The organism is Nocardia sp. NPDC052112 (genome assembly GCF_040680135.1).
Taxonomy (GTDB): domain Bacteria; phylum Actinomycetota; class Actinomycetes; order Mycobacteriales; family Mycobacteriaceae; genus Nocardia.
The window spans coordinates 113,123-133,654 of the sequence record NZ_JBFAWD010000024.1 but is presented as its reverse complement, the minus strand read 5'-3'; the positions used below and the strand labels follow the sequence as shown (position 1 = coordinate 133,654).

The 20,532-nt window shown below is 66.6% G+C and carries 8 protein-coding genes; 5 read left to right on the top strand and 3 right to left on the bottom strand.

Features of this window, described 5'->3' with window-relative positions:
- The coding region (locus tag AB0L58_RS34670; RefSeq protein WP_364393751.1) for a hypothetical protein at nt 1-215 on the bottom strand (215 nt) is incomplete at its 3' end.
- Between the two features lie 224 nt (nt 216-439).
- On the opposite strand from AB0L58_RS34670, the gene AB0L58_RS34665 reads away from it, so the two are divergent.
- The 4 genes from AB0L58_RS34665 (at nt 440) to AB0L58_RS34650 (ending at nt 16,395) form a co-directional block, all read left to right on the top strand.
- Nucleotides 440-898 (top strand): hypothetical protein, encoded by a 459-nt coding sequence (locus AB0L58_RS34665; protein ID WP_364393749.1) that lies wholly within the window; start codon nt 440-442, stop codon nt 896-898.
- A gap of 241 nt (nt 899-1,139) precedes the next feature.
- Nucleotides 1,140-14,501 carry an amino acid adenylation domain-containing protein gene (locus AB0L58_RS34660; RefSeq protein WP_364393746.1) on the top strand — a complete coding sequence of 4,454 codons (13,362 nt, stop codon included), beginning with the start codon at nt 1,140-1,142 and terminating at the stop codon, nt 14,499-14,501.
- Nucleotides 14,502-14,559: 58 nt separating this feature from the next.
- Nucleotides 14,560-15,300 (top strand): glycosyltransferase, encoded by a 741-nt coding sequence (locus AB0L58_RS34655; protein ID WP_364393744.1) that lies wholly within the window; start codon nt 14,560-14,562, stop codon nt 15,298-15,300.
- Nucleotides 15,301-15,477: 177 nt separating this feature from the next.
- Complete coding sequence (locus tag AB0L58_RS34650) at nt 15,478-16,395, top strand: dioxygenase (RefSeq protein ID WP_364393770.1); 918 nt, start codon at nt 15,478-15,480, stop codon at nt 16,393-16,395.
- A 60-nt stretch (nt 16,396-16,455) separates the two neighbouring features.
- On the opposite strand, the gene AB0L58_RS34645 is transcribed toward AB0L58_RS34650, so the two are convergent.
- Together AB0L58_RS34645 and AB0L58_RS34640 are read right to left on the bottom strand one after the other, a co-directional pair.
- Nucleotides 16,456-16,866: a hypothetical protein gene (locus AB0L58_RS34645; RefSeq protein WP_364393741.1), complete on the bottom strand. Its 411-nt coding sequence runs from the start codon at nt 16,864-16,866 to the stop codon at nt 16,456-16,458.
- A gap of 87 nt (nt 16,867-16,953) precedes the next feature.
- The gene (locus AB0L58_RS34640) at nt 16,954-19,074 is read right to left on the bottom strand and encodes an MMPL family transporter (protein WP_364393739.1); all 2,121 of its coding nucleotides are present in this window, start codon (nt 19,072-19,074) and stop codon (nt 16,954-16,956) included.
- A 438-nt stretch (nt 19,075-19,512) separates the two neighbouring features.
- Here AB0L58_RS34640 and nrdF point away from each other — a divergent pair, with 438 nt between their 5' ends.
- Entirely contained in the window at nt 19,513-20,475 is a 963-nt protein-coding gene (nrdF, locus tag AB0L58_RS34635; protein ID WP_364393736.1) for a class 1b ribonucleoside-diphosphate reductase subunit beta, read from the top strand.
- Nucleotides 20,476-20,532 lie beyond the last annotated feature (57 nt).

Sequence of the window (20,532 nt, the reverse complement as noted above, 5' to 3'; positions counted from 1 at the left end):
AGCGCCTTCGGCGCGGCGTGTTGGCGGCCCCCTTCGGTCTCGCGTCCGAGCCGTCGAGACTCGCGCCTGCGGCGCATGCGCTTCGACGGCTCGGACGCGAGACGGGCCGCGAACATCGCTCGTAAGACTCGCTCCATGGTGGCCACCGACAGCGGATCACCCGGCACCCGATCCGCACCCGCCGCACGAGCGAGCCCCGCAACGCCGTCGCACACGCCTCGACAACACCAACCCGAGACCCACCACAAACCTCACCCACAAAACTCGCTCCATCGTCGTTGCGAGTAGCTCGATCAATTCGATCGGGGCGTACACCTTGGGGGTGGATTCGCTCACCCTTGGAGGGCGCCCACCAGCATTTGGGTAGCTGTCGCCAACCCCTCCCGGCAGCGAGATTAGAAGGGCAACGAGAACAAGACGGAACCTGTGAGGGGTCACAATGAGCACACTGGTCGAATCGCCCGCCACCAACGTCATCCAGCTGCAGCCGCGCCTGCGGAATGCGGCCGGGCTCGAGCAGTGCGCGGTCCCCGATGACTCCGGGATGCTCGCCAACGTCGAGCTGGATCGTTGGGCGAACCGGCTGGCGCGAGTGCTGATCACCCGTGGCGCTGCCGTGAACGCGCGGATCGCGTTGGCAATCGACCCGCAGATCGAAGCCACGGTCGCCACATCCGCCGTTGTCAAGCTCGGCGCGACTCCGGCATCGGTGTCCGAGGATGCGACCGGCGTCCCCGGTGCCTACCTCGGCATCACCACCAAGGCTCGTCGTCCCGAGCTCAGCGACTCCATCGACTGGCTGCTCCTGGACGACCGCTCGACGCTGCAGCGCTACCTGGTCAGCTCCGACGCCCCGATCACCGATGCCGATCGGCTGACCCCGCGGAAGTCCGCCTGACCTGCTATTCAGCTTGCGCGCCCGAACCCGCGGAGTTCGGGCGCGCCGCGGCGCGTATGCCGGGCCCGGAGGCGGCAGCCCCGTGCAACCAGGTAGCCCTCCGGGGACGCCGCTGATCGAACACAGTGTTGTCAATCCGCCTTCGGTCGGCTCGGCGCCGGTCCAAAATGAACTTGCTACTACGCGACGGTCGGGACCAGCGGTGCGCAACCGCTCCAGACGTCAGAACGCAGGTGTGCTTATGCAACAGCCATCGTCCTCGAACGGAAAAATAGGCACCGCACCGCCCGACAGCGCGTTCCCGCTGTCGGCAGCCCAGCGCGGCATCTGGTTCGCCCAGCACATCGCGGGCGATACGCCTATCTCGATCGCGCAGTACGTCGAACTGATCGGCGAACTCGATCTCGACACCCTCGCCGCGGCCGCCCAGCAGACCGGGCGCGAATTCGGGACCGGATATGTCCGGCTGCTCGATGTCGAGGGGCAGCCGTACCAATTCGTCGACACCACCCTTGCCGACGCACCCGCCATGATCGACCTGCGCGATCAGCCCGATCCGGAGGCAGCGGCGCATGCTTGGATGCGCGCGGAGTATTCCGCGCCGCTGGACCTGATGCAGGACCGGCTGGTCGCAGTGGTCATGCTGCGACTGGCCGATGACCGCTGGTTCTGGTACTCGCGTATGCACCACATCGTGCTGGACGGCATGGGCGCGCTCGCCCTGGTGCAACGGACCGGTGAGCTCTACAACGCCGCCATCGAGGGCCGCGAGGCACCGCAAGCCAAGGCCGAACCACTGCAGAAGATCGTCGACGCCGATCTGGCCTACCGCGGCTCGGATCGATTCGACACCGACCGCGAGTACTGGCGCGAGCATCTGGCCGGGATGGCCGACCCGGTCAATCTCGCGGGCCGGGAAGCCGATGTCGACGCGCCGCCGAGCCGGGTCTCGGGCGCACTGCCGGCCGCGACGGCCGAATTGCTCGATACCGTCGCGAAGGCGGTGGGCTCGAATGCCGCGCCGACCATCGTCGCCGCCTTCGGCGCCTATCTTGCCGCGATGACCGGTGCGCCCGAAGTGGTTCTGAGCCTGCCGGTTTCGGGACGCACCACGGCGGCGCTGCGCCGCTCCGGCGGTATGGTGGCCAATGTCGTTCCGATGCGCCTGAAGTTGGCACCGACCACCACGGTCGGTGACGTGATCCGGGCAGCGCAGAGTGAGCTGACCGGGGCGCTGCGCAGGCAGCGCTATCGACAGGAAGACATCGTCCGTGATCTCGGCTGGTCGATGGACGAGGCGTCCTCGTTCGGTCCGGCCGTCAATTTGATGATGGTGGACACCAGGATTCAGCTCGGCTCGGTCACCGGCCGACTGCACGTGCTGACATCCGGGTTGATCGATGACGTGTTCTTCAACCTGTATCCGGGCGTGGGCGGCGAGAGCACCCATATCGATCTGCAGGGCAACGGGAATCTGTACAGCACCGATGAATTGGCGGCACACCATGCCCGCTTCTCGATGTTCCTGCACGCCTTCCTGGCCGCCGGACCGGATGCGTCGCTGTCTACCGTCCAGGTCGTCTCCCCGCAGGAGCGGGATCGGCTGGTGCCCGCGCGCGGACCCGAGGCCGTCGCACCGCGCACCCTGCCCGAAATCATCGCGGCCGGTGCCGCACTCGATCCGGAGGCGGTGGCGCTGCGCAGCGGCGACACCGGCATGACCTACCGTCAGGTCGACGAGTACACCAACCGCCTGGCCCGCGTGCTGATCGCAGCGGGCGCCGGACCCGAACGCACCGTGGCGATCTCGATTCCGCGTTCGGCCGAGTCCGTTCTCGCCACGCTCGCGGTGGCGAAATCCGGTGCGGCATTCGTCCCCATCGACCCGACCTATCCCGCCGACCGGATCGAGCATATGGTCGGCGACAGCGGAGTCGTCGCGGGTCTGACCGTGCATCCGGCGCGAAAGTCCCTGCCGGACCGCGTGAACTGGCTGCTGCTCGACGACGCCGCGACGGCCGAAACGGTGGACGCACAGGATTCGGCGGCGATCACCGATGCCGATCGCCGCGGGCCGGTACACCTGGATCAGATCGCCTACATCATCTACACCTCCGGCTCGACGGGACTGCCCAAGGGTGTGCTGGTGTCGCATCGCGGGCTGGCGAATTTGGTCACCGGTTCCGGTGCCGGATTCGGTGTCACCGCCGATTCGGTAGTGGCACATGCGGTTTCGCCGAGTTTCGACATTTCCGTCGAGGAGATCCTGGTCACCCTCGCGGCGGGTGCGACGCTCGCCGTCGTGCCGCCGTCGGCGTATGCGGGCGAGGAGATGGCCGAAGTGCTGCGCGCGCATCGGGTCACCCATCTGAATGTCACCCCGACGGTGGTTGGCTCCCTGGACCCGGCGACGCTACCGGATCTGCACACGATCGTCGTCGGTGGTGACGCGTGTCCGCCGGAGCTGGTGACCACCTGGTCCGGGCGGACGCTGTTGAACGGCTACGGGCCCACCGAAACCACCGTCACCGTGACCTTGAGCGGACCATTGCGCCCCGGCGGACCGGTGACCATCGGCAGCATTGTGCTCGGCGTCACCGCTGTGGTGCTCGATCCGTGGCTGCGACCGGTGGCCCGCGGCGCGGTCGGTGAGCTGTATCTGGCCGGTGCGGGCGTTGCGCGCGGCTATCACCGGCGCAATGGACTGACCGCCAGCCGTTTCGTCGCCAACCCGTACGCGCCGGGTGAGCGAATGTACCGCACCGGTGATCTGGTGCGGTGGACCGCAGACGACGAACTGGAGTACCAGGGCCGCAGCGACTTCCAGGTCAAGGTGCGCGGATTCCGCATCGAACTCGGCGAGATCGATGCGGCGTTGCAACGGCAACCCGATGTCGACTTCGCACTCACCATCGGCGCCGAGACCCCGACCGGAGCGACCGCGCTGGTGGCATACGTGCTCGGCAAGCCCGGCACCGAGATTCACCCCGAGGCACTGAAAGCCGCTGCCGGTGAGACGCTGCCGGCCTACATGGTCCCCTCGGTCATCATGGTGCTCGACAGCATTCCGCTGACACCGCTCGGCAAGGTGGACCGCAGGGCCCTGCCCGCACCGGATTTCAGTGTCCGAGCCGTGGTGAGCCGGGCACCGTCGACGCCGCGCGAAGCGGCACTCGCCGACTTGTTCGCCGATGTCCTCGGACTCGATACGGTCGGTGTCGACGACAGCTTCTTCGCACTCGGCGGTGACAGCATCGTCTCCATCCAGCTGGTATCGCGCGCGAAGGCCGCCGGGATCGGCTTCAGCGCACGAGATGTGTTCGAGCGCAAGACCGTTGCCGCGCTGGCCGCGATCGCGACCGACGTCAGCGCGCAGACGGTCACCGAACTGCCCGGCGGCGGGGTCGGCACCGTGAAGCTCACGCCGATCGTGCACGCCATGGTGGAGCAGGGACCGACCTGGAACCGCTTCGGTCAGGCCGTCTTGATCGGTCTCCCGGAGGGTTTCTCCCGCGACCAGCTCAGCGCCGCGGTCCAAGCGCTCATCGACCATCACGATGTGCTTCGCTCCACCCTGCGGCACACCGAGCAAGGCTGGGAATGGGTTGTCGCCGACCGTGATTCGATCGCTGCCGAAGACTTGATCGAGGTAGTCGCGGCCGACGTGGACTCCGACGACAGCTACGAGCGCGAATTACAACAGGCGGCGGATCTGCTCGATCCCGAGGCGGGTGTCGTCGCGCGCTTCGTGCTGATCGAGCGGGCGGGCGCCGATCCACTGTGCTGGCTGGTGCTGCACCATCTGGTGACCGACGGCGTCTCCTGGCGAATCCTGCTGCCGGACCTGGCGATCGCGGCGGCGGGCGGGGCTCTCGCGCCCGTCGGCACCTCGTTCCGACGGTGGGCATACGGTCAAGCGGAACAGGCGGCCGAGCGGATGGCCGAACTGCCACTGTGGCAACAGGTGCTGGCCACCCAGGATCCAGTCATCGGCACGGCGGCACTGGATCCCGCGGTCGACGTCGTCGCCACCATGGGCCAGTGCCGGACCACCGTCGACCCGGACATCGCCAACACCGTGCTTGCCACGCTGCCCGACCAATTCCATTGTGGCGCAGACGATGTGCTGCTCGCCGGACTCGCTCTCGCGGTGCGCCGCTGGCGCGATCGCGATACCGCGCTGCTCACCCTGGAAGGCCATGGCCGCTCCGAGACGCTGCTGCCCGGCGCCGATATCGCCCGCACGGTCGGCTGGTTCACCAGCATCTACCCGGTGGCCATCGATGTGACCGGCATCGATCTCGACGACGCGTTCGCCGGTGGCGCCGCGGCGGGCATCGCGATCAAGACGATCAAGGAACAGCTGCGCGCGGTGCCGGATAAGGGCATCGGCTACGGCATGCTGCGCTATCAGCATCCGGAGTCCGCCGCCGCCCTCGCGGACACGCCGATCCCGCAGCTCAGCTTCAACTATCTCGGCCGTGCGCTCAGCGGCGGGCACGCGGGAGCCTGGCTGCCACAGCGTTTCGCGGCGACGCACAACGAGTCGGCGCCGCTGGCCGCCGTCATCGATATCAATGCCGTACTCACCGATGTCGGCCTGGAGGTCACCTGGGCCTACGCCTCGCGGCTGCTCGACGAGGCGGATGTCGGTCAACTCGCCGAGCTGTGGTCGCAGGCGCTGCGGGCGCTGGCGGCGCACGCCAGCTCGCCGGGCGCGGGCGGACGCACCCCGTCCGACTTCGAACTGGTCCCGGTGCGACAACAGCAGATCGAGAGCTGGGAGCGCGCCTACCCGAATCTCGCCGACGTCTGGCCGCTTTCGCCGCTGCAGTACGGTCTGCTCTTCCACGCGCTCTACGACACCGATACCGCCGACGGCTACACCGTCCAATCACTGCTCACGCTGGCGGGCACCGTCGATGCCGCCCGCTTGCGCAATGCGGCACAGGCCTTGCTGGCGCGACACGAGAACCTGCGCGTCGCCTTCGCCGAAACCGACGACGGGCCGCGCCAGCTCGTGCTCGCCGACGCCGAAATCCGCTGGCACGATATCGATCTCACCGATATCGCCGACGCCGGCGAACGCGACCGCGAAGTCGACCGCCTGATCGCCCTCGATGCCCGTACCCGATTCGAACTCGACCGCCCACCGCTGATCCGCTTCACCCTCATCCGGACCGGATCCGATATCTATCGGCTGGTCATGACCAATCACCATCTGCTGCTGGACGGCTGGTCGACGCCGCTGCTGGTGCGCGAGCTGCTGACGCTCTACGTCATGTCGGGCGACACCTCGGCACTGCCACCCGCGCACTCGTACCGGGAGTTCCTGACGTGGCTCGACGAGCAGGACCACGCGGCCTCGCTCGCGGCCTGGACGCAATCGCTGGCCGGCGTAGATTCGCCGACGCGCGCGGTCCCGACACTGGCCGGGATCGAATCGACCGAGAGCGGAATGATCTCTCGCGACCTGCCGCGCGCCACGGTCGAGCGGCTGGAGAACACCGCACGCGAATCCGGCGCGACGGTGAATACGGTGATGCAGGCCGCATGGGCGATGCTGCTCGCCATGTTGACCGGGCATACGGATGTGGTGTTCGGCGGCACCGTATCCGGTAGGCCACCGGAGCTGCCCGGTGTCGAAGAGATGGTCGGGCTGTTCATCAATACGCTCCCGGTACGGGTCCAGCTCGATCCCACGGAGAAGGTCACCGACCTGCTGACCCGCGTCCAGGCCGAGCAAGCGCGCCTGCTGGACCACCAGCATGTGGGGCTGGCCGCCATCCACCGGTCCGTCGGCCTCGCCGAACTCTTCGACACGCTCACGGTATTCGAGTCGTATCCGATCGACCGGGAGGCGCTGTCGCAGGCGCTCGATATCGCGGGTATGCGGGTGCTCGATGTCGAGGGCACCGACGCGACGCCCTACCCGTTGGGCCTCATGGTCATTCCGCTGCACGGCGAAAACGGGCACGACACGCTGCAAATCAAACTGAAATTCATGGCCGACCAGCTCGATATCGCGGCGGCACAACCACTGCTGGATCGCTTCATCCGGCTACTGACCCAACTCGCCGACAACCCGAATGCCCTCGTCTCCCAACTGCAATACTGCGACGACGCCGAGCTGGCCACCCTGCTGCCGGTGCGTGGCGCGGAATCGGTTCCGCCGCAGGCACTTCCGGACATTCTGTCGGCGGCCGCGCGCATCGATCCCGACGCCATCGCGATCACCGCGGGCGATCTCACCATGAGCTATGGCGAACTCGACGCCTGGTCCAACCGCTTCGCCCGGGTACTGCTCGGCCGCGGTGTCGGCCGGGAGGTCTTCGTCATACTCGCACTTACCCGATCACTCGAATCCGTGGTGGCCGTCTGGGCACTGGCCAAGTCCGGTGCGGCCTTCCTGCCGCTGGATCCGAGCTATCCGGTGGAGCGGATCGAGCACATGCTCACCGATTCGAAGGCCCCGATCGGGGTGACCGTCACGGCGACCGGTGAGACACTGCCCGGCACCATCGACTGGCTGCTGCTCGATGATCTGAACACGATTCGACGGGTCATGCTCGTCTCCGACGCACCCATTACCGACGAAGAGCGCGGGGGGCCCATCAATATCGACCAGACCGCCTACCTGATCTACACCTCGGGCTCCACCGGTAAGCCCAAGGCGGTCCTGGTCAGCCATCGTGGCCTCGCGAATATGGCCACCGCACAACAAGAGGCCCTCGAACTCGATCCCGCCATAAGTTCGCTACAGGTCGCTTCGCCGAGTTTCGACGCATCGGTCATGGAGCTGCTGATGGCGCATTCGACGGGTGGCCGCCTGGTGGTAGCGCCACCGGATGTCTACGGCGGCGGCGATCTCGAACGTCTGCTACGCGCCGAACGGATCACCCACGCCGTGATCACGCCGTCGGCGCTGGCCACCATGGAACCGACCGACCTGGCCGATCTGCAAGTGCTCGGGGTCGGGGGCGAGGCCGTCGCACCTGAACTGATCGACCGCTGGGCGGTCGGGCGGCGGATGGTGAATCTGTACGGCCCCACCGAATTCAGCGTCTGTGCGACCAGCCCTGCCGAACTGCTGCCGGGGAAACCGATCACCATCGGCGGCCCGATCCGCGGCGCATCCAATCTGGTGCTCGATACCTGGCTGCGCCCGGTACCGGTGGGCATCGCGGGTGAGCTGTACCTGGCCGGTCCGGCGCTGGCGCGTGGTTACTTCAATCGGTTCGAGATGACCGCGGCGCGCTTCATCGCGAATCCGTATGGCGCGGCCGGAGAAAGGATGTATCGCACCGGCGATATGGTCCGGTGGGTCGTCGGCGCCGACGACGCGCTCGAACTGGAGTACTTGGGCCGCAGCGATTTCCAGGTCAAGATCCGCGGGTTGCGCATCGAACTCGGCGAGATCGATGCCGTGCTCTCCCGTGATGAACAGGTCGAATACGCGGTGACCATCGGCCAGCCGGGACCGGCCGGCGCGACCGTACTGGTCTCCTATGTGCTGCCCACTGAGGATACCGAATTGGACCCCGAGCGGCTGCGTGACCAGGTGGCGACCGAACTGCCCGGCTATATGGTGCCCAGCCATCTCGTCGTACTCGACGAGATCCCGCTGACCCCGGTCGGCAAGCTGGATCGCAAAGCCCTTCCCGTGCCTGACTTCTCGGTCGCGCAACGGCCGTATCTCGCCCCGCGCACATCCGTCGAACAGTCCGTTGCCGAGGTTTTCGGCGAGGTACTCGGCAGTGAACGGGTGAGCGTCGACCAGTCGTTCTTCGAACTCGGCGGCAACTCGCTCAGCGCCACCAAGGTTGTCGCACGGATCAATTCGACCCTCGGCTCGACCATCGCGCTGCGCGATCTGTTCGACGCACCCACCGTCGCTCAACTGTCGGCACGGGTGATCCCGGCCACCGACGGCAAACCGGGCCGGTTCGCCCTCGCACCACGGATCAGGCCGGACCGAATTCCCTTGTCCCCGGCCCAGCAACGCATGTGGGTGCTCAATCGGCTGGATCCGACCTCATCGGCGTACAACATCGCGGTCGCGCTGCGGCTCACCGGCCACCTGGATATCGACGCGATGCGCCGGGCGATGGCCGATGTGATCGGCAGGCACGAGAGTTTACGCACGCTGTATCCCGTCGATGCCGAGGGACCACGTCAAGTGGTCGTCGGCGTGGCGGTGGCCGCGCCCACCATGCCGGTGCTCGATACCGAAGACGGCGCACCGCTGCGCGCTCGGATCAACGAGCTGGCTGGTACCGGATTCGATCTCGCCACCGAGCCGCCGGTGCGGGTCGGGCTGTTCCGGATCGTGGATCCGAGTTACTCCGTCAACGACGTGCTGGGGGCGGCGGAGCACTCCTCCGGCATCGTACCGGTCCGCTCGAGCCCGTCCGTTGGCGTCTCAGCGGTGTCGTCGGGTCCCTCCTCCGGCCTGGCTCCGGTGTCCTCGAGCTATACCGCCACGGATATCTCGGTCTCGGATTCCACCGGTGACGTACATATCGTCGTGCTCGTCGTACACCACATCAGCGCCGATGGCGCATCGATGGCGCCGCTGGCGGCCGACCTGGTCGCCGCCTACTCCGAGCGGGTCAGCGGGGACGAGACCGCCAGAATGCCGCTCACGGTGCAGTACGCCGACTTCGCCCTCTGGCATCGGGAACTGCTCGGCAGCGAGTCGGATCCGGAATCGCTGGCGGCACGACAGATCAGGTACTGGACCGACTCCCTCGCCGGTGCGCCGGATCTGCTGGAGCTGCCCGCGGACCGCCCGCGCCCCGCCGTGCAATCGATGCTCAGCGCCGACCTCGATTTCACCGTCGACGCACCATTGCACCGCGCCATTATCGAATTCGCGGCCGCGAACAATGTCAGCGTTTTCATGGTCGTACACGCCGCGCTCGCGGTACTGCTCGCCCGCCTCGGCGGCACCGACGACGTGGTGATCGGAACGCCGGTCGCCGGTCGCGGTGAAGAGGCACTGGACGAACTCGTCGGCATGTTCGTCAATACGCTCGCGTTGCGCACCCCGGTCGATCCGGGGACCGGGTTCCGCCAGTTCCTCGCCACCGTGCGCGCGGCGGATCTGGATGCGTTCGGCAATACCGATGTGCCCTTCGAGCGACTCGTCCAGGTACTCAACCCCACCCGATCGACCGCACACCACCCGATATTCCAGGTGTCGCTGTCACTGCAGAACTTCGTCGAACCGGTCCTGGAACTGCCCGGATTGCGGTTCGAGGTAGAGGATTTCGACCGCGCTGCTTCACAGTTCGACCTCACGCTCGATTTGCGCGAGCGCTTCGGCGCCGATGGCCCGGACGGTGTCGACGGCGTACTGACCTATGCGACAGATCTTTTCGACGCGAGCACGATGGCGGCCTTCGCCGCGCGGTGGCGTCGCGTTCTCGCCGCGGTCGTCTCGGATATCGATGTGTGCCTCGCCGATATCGATATCCTCGACGAATCCGAACGCGCACAGCTGGTTCCGGTGCGTGGCCCGCGGACCGCGGGGACGACGACACTGGTCGAGGCACTCGCCGCATCCGCCACGTCGTATCCGCAGCGCCCCGCAGTCGTCGCCGACGGTCGAACGACGACCTACCAGGAGCTCGATGCCCAGTCGAATCAGCTGGCCCGGCTCCTCCTCGACGCGGACATCGGACCGGAAACCGTAGTGGCGCTCGGTCTCCCGCGCTCGGCCGAACTGCTCACCGGCATGTGGGCCGCGGCGAAGGTCGGCGCGGCCTTCCTGCCGGTCGATCCGAAGCATCCGGTAGACCGCATCGATCACATGCTCACCGATTCCGGCGCGCGGGTCGGGCTCACTCTCACCGCCTATCGGCCACTGCTGCCCGACAGCACCGAATGGCTCGTCCTCGACGACATCGCATTCAGCGCACGCCAGCAGGTGGCGAGCGCTGCTGCCCTGGTGCCGAATTCGATCCGTCCCGACAATCCGGCTTGGATGATCTATACCTCGGGGTCGACCGGAACACCGAAGGGCGTATCGGTCTCACATCGCGGGATCGCCGATCTCATCGCCGCACAACGCGAATCGCTCGGCGTCGATGCGAACTCCCGGATATTGCAGGTGGCCTCACCGAGTTTCGACGCATCGGTGTTCGAGGCGCTGATGGCATTCGGGTCCGGTGGCGCGTCGGTGGTCGCACCGCCGGAGGTCTTCGGCGGCAGCGCACTCGCCGAACTGATCGCCGCCGAGCAGGTCACGCATATGGTGATCACTCCGTCTGTCTTGGCCACGATCGATCCTGCCGAGGTTTCGAGTGTGCGGGTGCTCGCGGTGGCGGGCGAGGCGGTCGGTGCCGAACTCGTCGAGCGCTGGTGCACCGATCGGACCATGGTGAACCTGTACGGTCCGACCGAATTCACCATCTGGGCAACGGGTTCGACACCATTGGCCGCGGACACACCGGTCACCATCGGTGCGCCCATTCGCGGTGCCGCCGTATTGGTCCTCGACGATCGGCTGCGCCCGGTGCCCATCGGCGTCGCGGGCGAGTTGTACCTCGCCGGACCCGCACTGGCCCGCTGCTATCACGCCCGGCCGAGCCTGACCGCGGCGCGATTCATCGCCGACCCCTTCGGCGGCCCCGGCGAACTCATGTACCGCACCGGCGATTTGGTGCGCTGGACCCGCACCGTAGGGCAGGCCCTGGAGCTGGAGTACATCGGCCGCACCGACTTCCAGGTCAAGGTGCGCGGTCAGCGCATCGAACTGGGTGAGATCGATGCGGTGCTCGGCCGCGCGGACGGGGTCGACTTCGCCGTGACGCTCGGCGTTCCCGGCCCCACCGGATCGACCGCGCTGGCGGCCTATCTCGTTCGCAAGTCCGGTGTCGAACTCGATATCGCGCATGTGCGTGCGGTCGCCGCCGATGCCCTGCCCGCGTATATGGTGCCCGCCGCCTTCGTCGTCCTGGAAGCCATCCCGCTCAACGCCGTCGGCAAACTCGATCGAAGGGCCCTGCCGAAACCCGAATTCGTGGTCGAGGAGACCGAATACCGCGCCCCCTCGACCGCGACCGAGCAGATCCTGGCACAGATCTACGCCGAACTGCTCGATCGCGACAAGGTGGGCGTCGATGATTCGTTCTTCGCGCTCGGCGGCGACAGCATTCTCGCGATCCAGCTGGTGTCCCGTGCGAAGCTGCGCGGCATCCAGTGCACACCGCTGCAGCTTTTCGAACATCGCACCGTGGCCGCACTGGCCGCCGCCGTCGACGCCGCGGGCGCGATCGTCCCGCTCGACGAACTGCCCGGCGGCGGTATCGGCGAACTGCCGCTCACCCCGAATATGCGCGCCCTGATCGAGCGCGGCGGTAACTTCGATCGCTGCGCGCAGGCAGCGGTGTTGGAGCTTCCGGTCGGCATCGAACGCGGCCAACTGGTCGCCACCCTCGCCGCCGTGGTCGACCGGCACGACATGCTGCGCTCGCGGCTGTGGCAGGCCGAGGACGGCTGGCAGGTACGGATCGACGAGCCCGGATCGGTCGATGTCGACGCGTTGGTGCACCGCATCGAATTCGATGCCGCCGCCGACTCGCTCGATCTGCGCGAATACGCCCTTGCCGAATTGGATGCCGCGGCGGACCGTCTGTCTCCGGCGAATGGCATTGTGTTGCAATGTGTCTGGCTCGATCCGGTCGGCGACGCCGGAGCCAGGACGAAATCGGGTCGACTGCTCATCGTGGCGCACCGGATCGCCATCGACACCCCGTCGTGGCGCATTCTGATGCCGGACTTGATCGCCGCGTGGGCACAAGTGTCGGTCGGGAACACACCGGTGCTGGCCGAGACCGGTACGTCGATGCGCCGATGGTCGTACGCCCTCGTCGAGGACGCGCATACCGTCCGCCGTAGCGGCGAACTCGACCATTGGCAGCACGTGCTCCGCGGTCCGGATCCGTTGGTCGGCTCCCGCGAACTCGATCCGGCGATCGATCGGGCGCACACACTGCGCACGGTCGAACTCGAGGTCTCCGAGGACGTAACCGACGCGCTGCTCACCACCCTGCCTCGGCTACTGCGCGGCACCGGCACCGATACCTTGCTCACCACGCTGACCCTGGCGCTGAATCGCTGGCGCGCACGCCACCACGTCGACGAACCGACGGCACTGCTGCGCCTGAGAGCCGATGGCAGACCGCGGCGCGCGATTCCGGGCGCTGACCTGAGTCGGACTCTGGGCTGGATCACCCCTACCTATCCGGTGCGGCTGGATCTGACCGAGATCGATATCGATGACGCCTGCGCGGGCGGCCCCGCCATGGGTGCGGCAATGCGCGCGATCAAACATCAGCTGCTCGCCGTGCCGGACGATGGCATCGGATTCGGTGCGCTGCGCTATCTCAACGATGCTGTGGCAGTACAACTTCCGTCCCAACTGTGGGGCGGGATCGGCTTCGAATACCTGGGTCGGCGCTCCGCCGGCGACATTCCGGCCGGACTCGAAGGGCTCGGCTGGTCGCCCACCGACGAATTCGGTGCGCTGCGCGCCGACGAGCACCCCGATGTCCCGGTCACCTCCGCGATCGATGTGACCGCGATCGTCATCGACGATCGGTTGCACGCGAATCTCCGCTTCCCCGAAACACTCCTGGACCGTGCCGAGGTCGCCGAACTGGCGACCGTGTGGTCCGATGTGCTCACCGCGGCCGCCGATTTCGCGCAGACCCCGGCGGCGCAGCAAGCCGCCGCGGACGAAACTGCCGCCCTGGCGGCACAGGCGGTGGCACGCGAAACCGCCACCGCACCAGGCGGACTAGGTCTCGATGTAGTGCTGCCGATCCGACTCGGCGGCACCGAACCCGCCCTGTTCTGCATCCACTCCTCGTCCGGAATGTCGTGGAGCTACCTGGGATTCGCGGAACGACTCCGGCCAGGCCGCCCGATCTACGGTCTCCAGGCGCCGGAACTGAGCGGCCGCGAACCGGCCGCGGAATCCATCGAGGAGTCCGCCGATCGGTATATCCGCGAAATCCGCGCCGTCCAGCCGAACGGGCCGTATCATCTGCTCGGTTGGTCCTTCGGTGGCCTCATCGCACACGCCATGGCGGCGAAACTGCAGGCCGCGGGCGAATCCGTCGGCGTCGTAGCGCTGTTGGACACCGACCATGCCGATATCGACAGCGACACCATCGAACAGCTTTCCGCGGGCGCATTCGTCAATACCTTCGGCGCGATCTTCGGCATCGACGACGTGCCCGCCGAGGCGAGCGCCCAGGAGGCCGCCGAGATCATCGAGACCCGGCTCGGTATGAAACTGATCGACGCCGAGATCATCGAGCGAATGGCGGCCTCCTACAACGCGGCCGCGCGCACCCGCACCGGCTACCACCGCCCGGTCTACCACGGCGACCTGCTGTATTTCAGCGCAACCGTAGACAGCTCCGAGATCGTCGGGCCGGACGGTTGGCGGCCCTACGCATCCGGCCGGGTCGTCAACCACGATATCGACCTCGGCCACAACGACCTGACCTCACCGCACGCGCTCTCGATCATCGCGCCGGTACTCGATGACCATCTCGCGGCCGCGCCATCACCGGAGCTGGGCACATGATCTGAATCACCTATTCCCATCAGCGCAGTGCCCGCGCCACGGTGGCACACTACGGTCCATGCGGGTCGAGGTAGTGACGGCGGTACACAGCGACTACGCAGGCTACCTACCCGCAGCTTGGCGGTCGTTGTGCGCGCAGACCCACCAGGACTGGCACTGGCTGATCCAGGTCGACGACGAGTCACCTACCTCGGTGTGCACCGCCCTCGCCGAATGCGGCGCCGCGGACGATCCACGAATCAACCTCGCGGTCAACGGTTCCCACGAAGGTCCGGCCATTACCCGCAATGTGGCTCTCGGCCGGGCCACCGCACCCCTGATCCAGAATCTCGACGCCGACGACGAATTGGCGCCCACCGCGCTGGCCACGCTCGCGGCCGCGCTGCAGGCCCACCCCACCGCGGGATTCGCCGTCGGCCCGGCCCAGGATCTGCTGAGCTCCGGTGAGCTGGTGGAGTTTCCGCTGCCGTTCGAACCCGGACTACTCCCCCGCGGCGCTCTGGTGCGGGCATGGTCGGCCGAGCACCGGCTGCCCGTTCATCCCGCCGGGGTGATGTGGCGCCGCGAACTGTTGCTCATCACCGGTGGCTGGGCCGCCATGCGCGGCATGGAGGATACGGGATTGCTGATCTCCGCATCGGCGATCGCATCGGGCGTGGTCGTCGACACGATCACGCTGCGCTATCGCAAACATGGCCAGCAATTGTCCAACCGGACCGTATTGTTCGAGGGGCGGGGCGATCAGATCTCGCTGATCGAGCAGCGTGCCGAAACGCTGCTCGCCAGACCGGGCTGGTAGTGGTCAGCAGCCCTCACAGCTCGTTCCCAGCCGAGGCCAACAAACCACCTAGCCTGCGTCCATAACGTCACGGTCGAGAGTTGATCGCGACGACGGAAGGACTACGCAGTGAGCACACAGCCCGCGCACCGCGGCGACGGCCACGTACACGAGCACGATCTCGGGCTCGCCCACGATATGAAGGTGATGTCGCGTCGGCGCGCCCTGGTCTTCTTCGGCGCCGCGGGGGCGGCGACGGTGGCGGCGGGCTGCGCGTCGGCGACGACCACCAGCGGTACTTCTTCCACCACCACCGCCAGCACCACAACCACCAACACCGGCGCGGTCACCGCCGCACCGCAGGAGACCGCGGGCCCGTACCCGGGCGACGGCTCCAACGGCCCCAATGTGCTGATCCAATCCGGCGTGGTCCGCTCCGACATCACGACCAGCTTCGGCGCGTATTCTGGTGTCGCACAGGGCGTTCCGATGACACTACGATTGAAGCTGCAGGATTTGGCCAAGAGCGGCGCCGCGGGCGCGGGCTTGGCCGTCTATGTCTGGCATTGCGACCGCTCCGGCGAATACTCGCTCTACGGCAAGAGCATTACCGATCAGAACTATCTGCGTGGCGTCCAGGTCGCCGATGCCAACGGCGAGGTGAGCTTCACCTCGATCTTCCCCGCCTGCTACTCCGGTCGCTGGCCACATATCCATTTCGAGGTCTACGACTCGCTCAGCACCGCCGTCGCGGGCGAAAACGCCCGTCTCACCTCACAGATCGCATTGCCGCAGGACGTCTGCAGTACCGTATTCGCCGCCGACTCCGGATACGCACAGAGCATCAGCAACCTTTCCCAGATTTCACTCGCCTCGGACAACGTCTTCGGCGACGGCTGGGATGCGGAGATGGCCACGGTCACCGGCACTCCGAGTTCGGGCATGACCGTCTCGATCACCATCGGTGTCGCCGAGAAATCCCAGAACACCCAGTCCGGCAATGGCGGCACACCGCCGGGACAGGGCGGCACGGGCGGTCCCGGCGGACAAGGTGGTGGCCCCGGCGGGCAGGGCGGACCTGGTGGGCAGGGCGGACCGCCGCCGCGCACCAGGTAGGCAGACAATTCGGCCCCCGATCCGAAGCCGACGGGCCGGGGGCCGATAATGCGAAACCTATTACGCGGCTCCGCTTTCGGCGCCGATCTGCCGCGCCAGCGCCCAGATGATGAGCACGTCGAGCGCGATCATCACCAGCGACCAGAACGGGTACATCGGCGCGAACAGGAAGTTGTCCAGGAGGCTGATCGAGGCCATCACGATACCCGCCAGATAACCCCAGGTCTGTCCGGTGACGATGCCGATGCCGGCGATAATGATCAACACCGCGATTACCAGGTGGACCCAGCCCCAGGCCGAGACGTTCACCTGGAAGACCTGATCCTCGGTCAAGACGAAGAGTTCGCGCTTGGCGATGGCCGCAATAGCGGCGAGCAGATGCAGCACACCGGTGATCAGAATCAGGACGCCCGCGAAGATCGTCATGTCATTGAGCGCGGGTCGGGTCGTGGTCGGGCCGGGACTGGTCATAACACACACTCCTTCCGAAACGCGTGATAATCGACGGCCACAACGTAACCCGTCGACGCGCCCGAAATGCGGCAGCGCGACGGCGGGTCATTTACTGAGACTGACCTCCGGTTCGCGATCCGCCGCCGGCTGCGGCCGGGCCAGCGCGCTCGGCCACCAGATCCGGTCGCCGATATCCAACGTCAGGGCGGTGACCAGGATCGAACGCACGATCACGGTGTCGAGCAGTACGCCGACGGCGATGACAATGCCCATTTCGGCGAAGGTCACCACCGGCATGGTCGCGAAGACCGCGAATGTGCCTGCCAGGACAAGTCCGGCCGAGGTGATCACGCCGCCCGTCGCGGCCAAACCGATGAGCGCGCCCGCCTTGGTGCGATGTTTGATTGCCTCCTCGTGTACCCGTGACATCAGGAAGATGTTGTAGTCGATGCCGAGTGCGACCAGGAAAACGAAGGTCAGCAGCGGCAGTCCGGCATCGGCGCCCTGGAAACCGGCCAGATCGAAAATCCAGCGGCTCAGTCCGAGCGCCGCGAGATAAGACAGCACCACGGTCGCCGTGAGCAGAATCGGGGCGGCCACCGCGCGCAGCAGCACCATCAGGATCACCATCACGATGGCGAGCACCACCGGCACGATGACCCGATTATCATGTGCCACAGCGCGTTTGATGTCCAGCACGACGGCCGTCTGCCCGCCGACCCTGGCCGATGGATCCACCGCGCGCACTGCCGCGCGCACCCGATCGATGGTGGCCTCGGCCGCCCGACTGTCCGGCGGATCCGTGAGCGTGCCCTCCACATAGGCCAGATCGTCCTTGACGATAGGCCGCGACGGCGCCGTAATTCCGGGCGTCGATGCCAAGGCGGTCGCGACCGCTTCGACACGTGCGGACGCGGCGACCACCATTACCGGCTGACCCGTGCCCGCCTCGAAATGCCGTTCCAGCACCTCGGTTCCGGTGACCGCGGCCGATGAGCCGACGAAGGCGTCCTTATTCGCGATGCCCTCGGCCTCCAACCCGATGGCACCGAGCGCTAGTGCGCCGAGCGCCAGTGTGGTACCGATCCAGACGGTGCGCGGCCGCCGGCCGATCGCGAATCCGACGCGCGCCCAGATGCCGGATTCGGTCTCGTTGACGGTACCGAAGTTCGGATGCCGCGGCCAGAAGATCCACCGGCCGACGATCACCAGCAGCGCGGGCAGCAGCGTCAACATGGCCAGCAGTGCCACCGTGATGCCGATGGCGCAGACCGGCCCGATGCCCTTGGTGGAGTTCATCTCCGCCACCAGCAGCGCCAACATCGAGACGATCACGGTGGAACCGCTGGCCACCACCGCCGGTCCGGCGCGGTGCAGCGCGACCGCCATCGCCTCGTGTCTATCGGGATGACGGCGCAGTTCCTCTCGATAGCGCGCAACCAGCAGCAGCGCATAGTCGGTGCCCGCGCCGAAGACCAGGACGGTGAGTATGGCCTGGCTCTGCGCGTTGACGGTCAGCCCCACTTTGGTGGCGCCGAATACCGCGGCCTGCGATATCGCCAGTGCGAAACCGACGGTGAGCAGTGGAAACACCCACAGCATCGGACCGTAGGTGATCAGCAGAATGACGATGACGACCGCGGCGGCCGAATAGAGCAGCAGACCGTCGATCCGCTGGAAAACCTCGCCGAATTCGGCCGCGTACCCGGCCGGTCCGGTGGCATAGAAGGACAATCCGTCGGGTCGCTCCCCGGCCGCGTCATTGATCGCGTCGACCACATTCGTCAGGCGGTTCCAGCCCTCGGATCCCATCGAGATCGGCACCAGAATCTCGAGCGCCTGACCGTCGCCGGACTGGATCGGGCCGAGCACCTTATCGGAAACCACATGCTCGACCTGCCGGAACCGACCGGCATCGGCGCCGACCGTGAGTCGATCGGCCTCGGTGATCCCGTCGCGGCGCTCATATACCAGCACCACCGGAACCTGATCGCTATTGCCGAACTTCTCGGCCAGCTTGAATGCCTGGGTGGATTCGGCGCTGTCCGGCAACCAGGTGACATTGTCGTTCTTCTGCGCGCCGGTGAGCTTTCCGGCGAAGGTGCCCAGCGCCAGCAGGGCGATGATCCAGACGCCGAGCACCACCCATTTGCTGCGGCGACCGCTCGGCACCCGCGAGAGCCGGCCGAGCAGATCGGACATATCAGGATCGGTCGGTGCGGACATCGGGCCCCCTCGGTCGCTGCCACACGGTCGGACCGATGCTACTGCCGGGCTCCGACATCCGCGAGTGAAAATGTGATGCTGCGCCCACTTCGGTGCGGCCGACCAGGCCCGGCGCACCGTCGGTTGCCACCGGGCAATTGCAGCAATCCCGGCGCCGACACCAGAACCAGGTGTCCGTGGCGCACCGAGCCTGCGACCGGCCGGCCGGCAAACCACAGGCGACCGCGCCGACAGCGCCGACATCGATGCACGGATTTCGCGGCGCGTGGCGCACAATGGGGGCCGCACGCGGTGGTCGCCGGCGCATCTGCGCCATCAGGAAAGACCCCGCTGCGACACAAGCTGTTGTGCTGCAAGGACTTGTCACCCCCAAGGAGTAGTGTTCAGGGTGTAGCAATTCCGCGACGGCAGCGTGCTCGGGAAGGGTGTGGAGGCAGGATGAAACTGATCGATCGGGTGTCGGCCATCAACTGGAATCGGGTGCCCGACGAGAAGGATGCCGAGGTCTGGGATCGCCTGACCGGCAACTTCTGGCTGCCCGAGAAGGTGCCGGTATCCAACGACATCCCGTCGTGGAACACCCTCACCGCCGACGAGAAGCAATTGACCATGCGGGTCTTCACCGGCCTGACGCTGCTGGACACGATCCAGGGCACGGTCGGCGCGGTGAGCCTGATCCCGGACGCCGCGACGCCGCACGAGGAGGCGGTGCTCACCAATATCGCGTTCATGGAGTCGGTACACGCCAAGAGCTACAGCTCGATCTTCTCCACGCTGTGCTCGACCCGCGAGATCGATGACGCGTTCCGCTGGTCGGAGGAGAACCGAAACCTGCAGCGCAAGGCCGAGATCGTACTGGAGTACTACCGCGGCGACGACCCGCTCAAGCGCAAGGTGGCCTCCACCCTGCTGGAGAGCTTCCTGTTCTACTCCGGCTTCTATCTGCCGATGTACTGGTCCTCGCGGGCCAAGCTCACCAACACCGCCGATCTGATCCGCCTGATCATTCGTGACGAGGCGGTGCACGGCTACTACATCGGCTACAAGTACCAGAAGGGCCTGGAACTGCTCGGCCAGGCCGAACGCGACGACCTCAAGAACTACACCTTCGAGCTGCTGTTCGAGCTCTACGACAACGAGGTCGAATACACCCAGGATCTCTACGACGAGGTCGGTCTCACCGAGGACGTCAAGAAGTTCCTGCGCTACAACGCCAACAAGGCGCTGATGAACCTCGGCTACGAGGGCCTGTTCCCCAAGGACGAAACCGAAGTCAATCCGGCCATCCTCTCGGCACTGTCCCCCAATGCCGACGAGAACCACGACTTCTTCTCCGGCTCCGGCTCCAGCTACGTCATCGGCAAGGCCGTCAACACCGAAGACGAAGACTGGGAGTTCTGACGCCCGACGCATCAAAGAAATCCGGCTCACCCCTCAGGCTGAGCCGGATTTCTCATA

Bases quoted from the DNA above. Each gene is read 5' to 3' on its own strand.
- AB0L58_RS34665 (WP_364393749.1), top strand. From the start codon at position 440: ATGAGCACACTGGTCGAATCGCCCGCCACCAACGTCATCCAGCTGCAG.
- AB0L58_RS34660 (WP_364393746.1), top strand. From the start codon at position 1,140: ATGCAACAGCCATCGTCCTCGAACGGAAAAATAGGCACCGCACCGCCC.
- AB0L58_RS34655 (WP_364393744.1), top strand. From the start codon at position 14,560: ATGCGGGTCGAGGTAGTGACGGCGGTACACAGCGACTACGCAGGCTAC.
- AB0L58_RS34650 (WP_364393770.1), top strand. From the start codon at position 15,478: ATGAAGGTGATGTCGCGTCGGCGCGCCCTGGTCTTCTTCGGCGCCGCG.
- AB0L58_RS34645 (WP_364393741.1), bottom strand. From the start codon at position 16,866: ATGACCAGTCCCGGCCCGACCACGACCCGACCCGCGCTCAATGACATG.
- AB0L58_RS34640 (WP_364393739.1), bottom strand. From the start codon at position 19,074: ATGTCCGCACCGACCGATCCTGATATGTCCGATCTGCTCGGCCGGCTC.
- nrdF (WP_364393736.1), top strand. From the start codon at position 19,513: ATGAAACTGATCGATCGGGTGTCGGCCATCAACTGGAATCGGGTGCCC.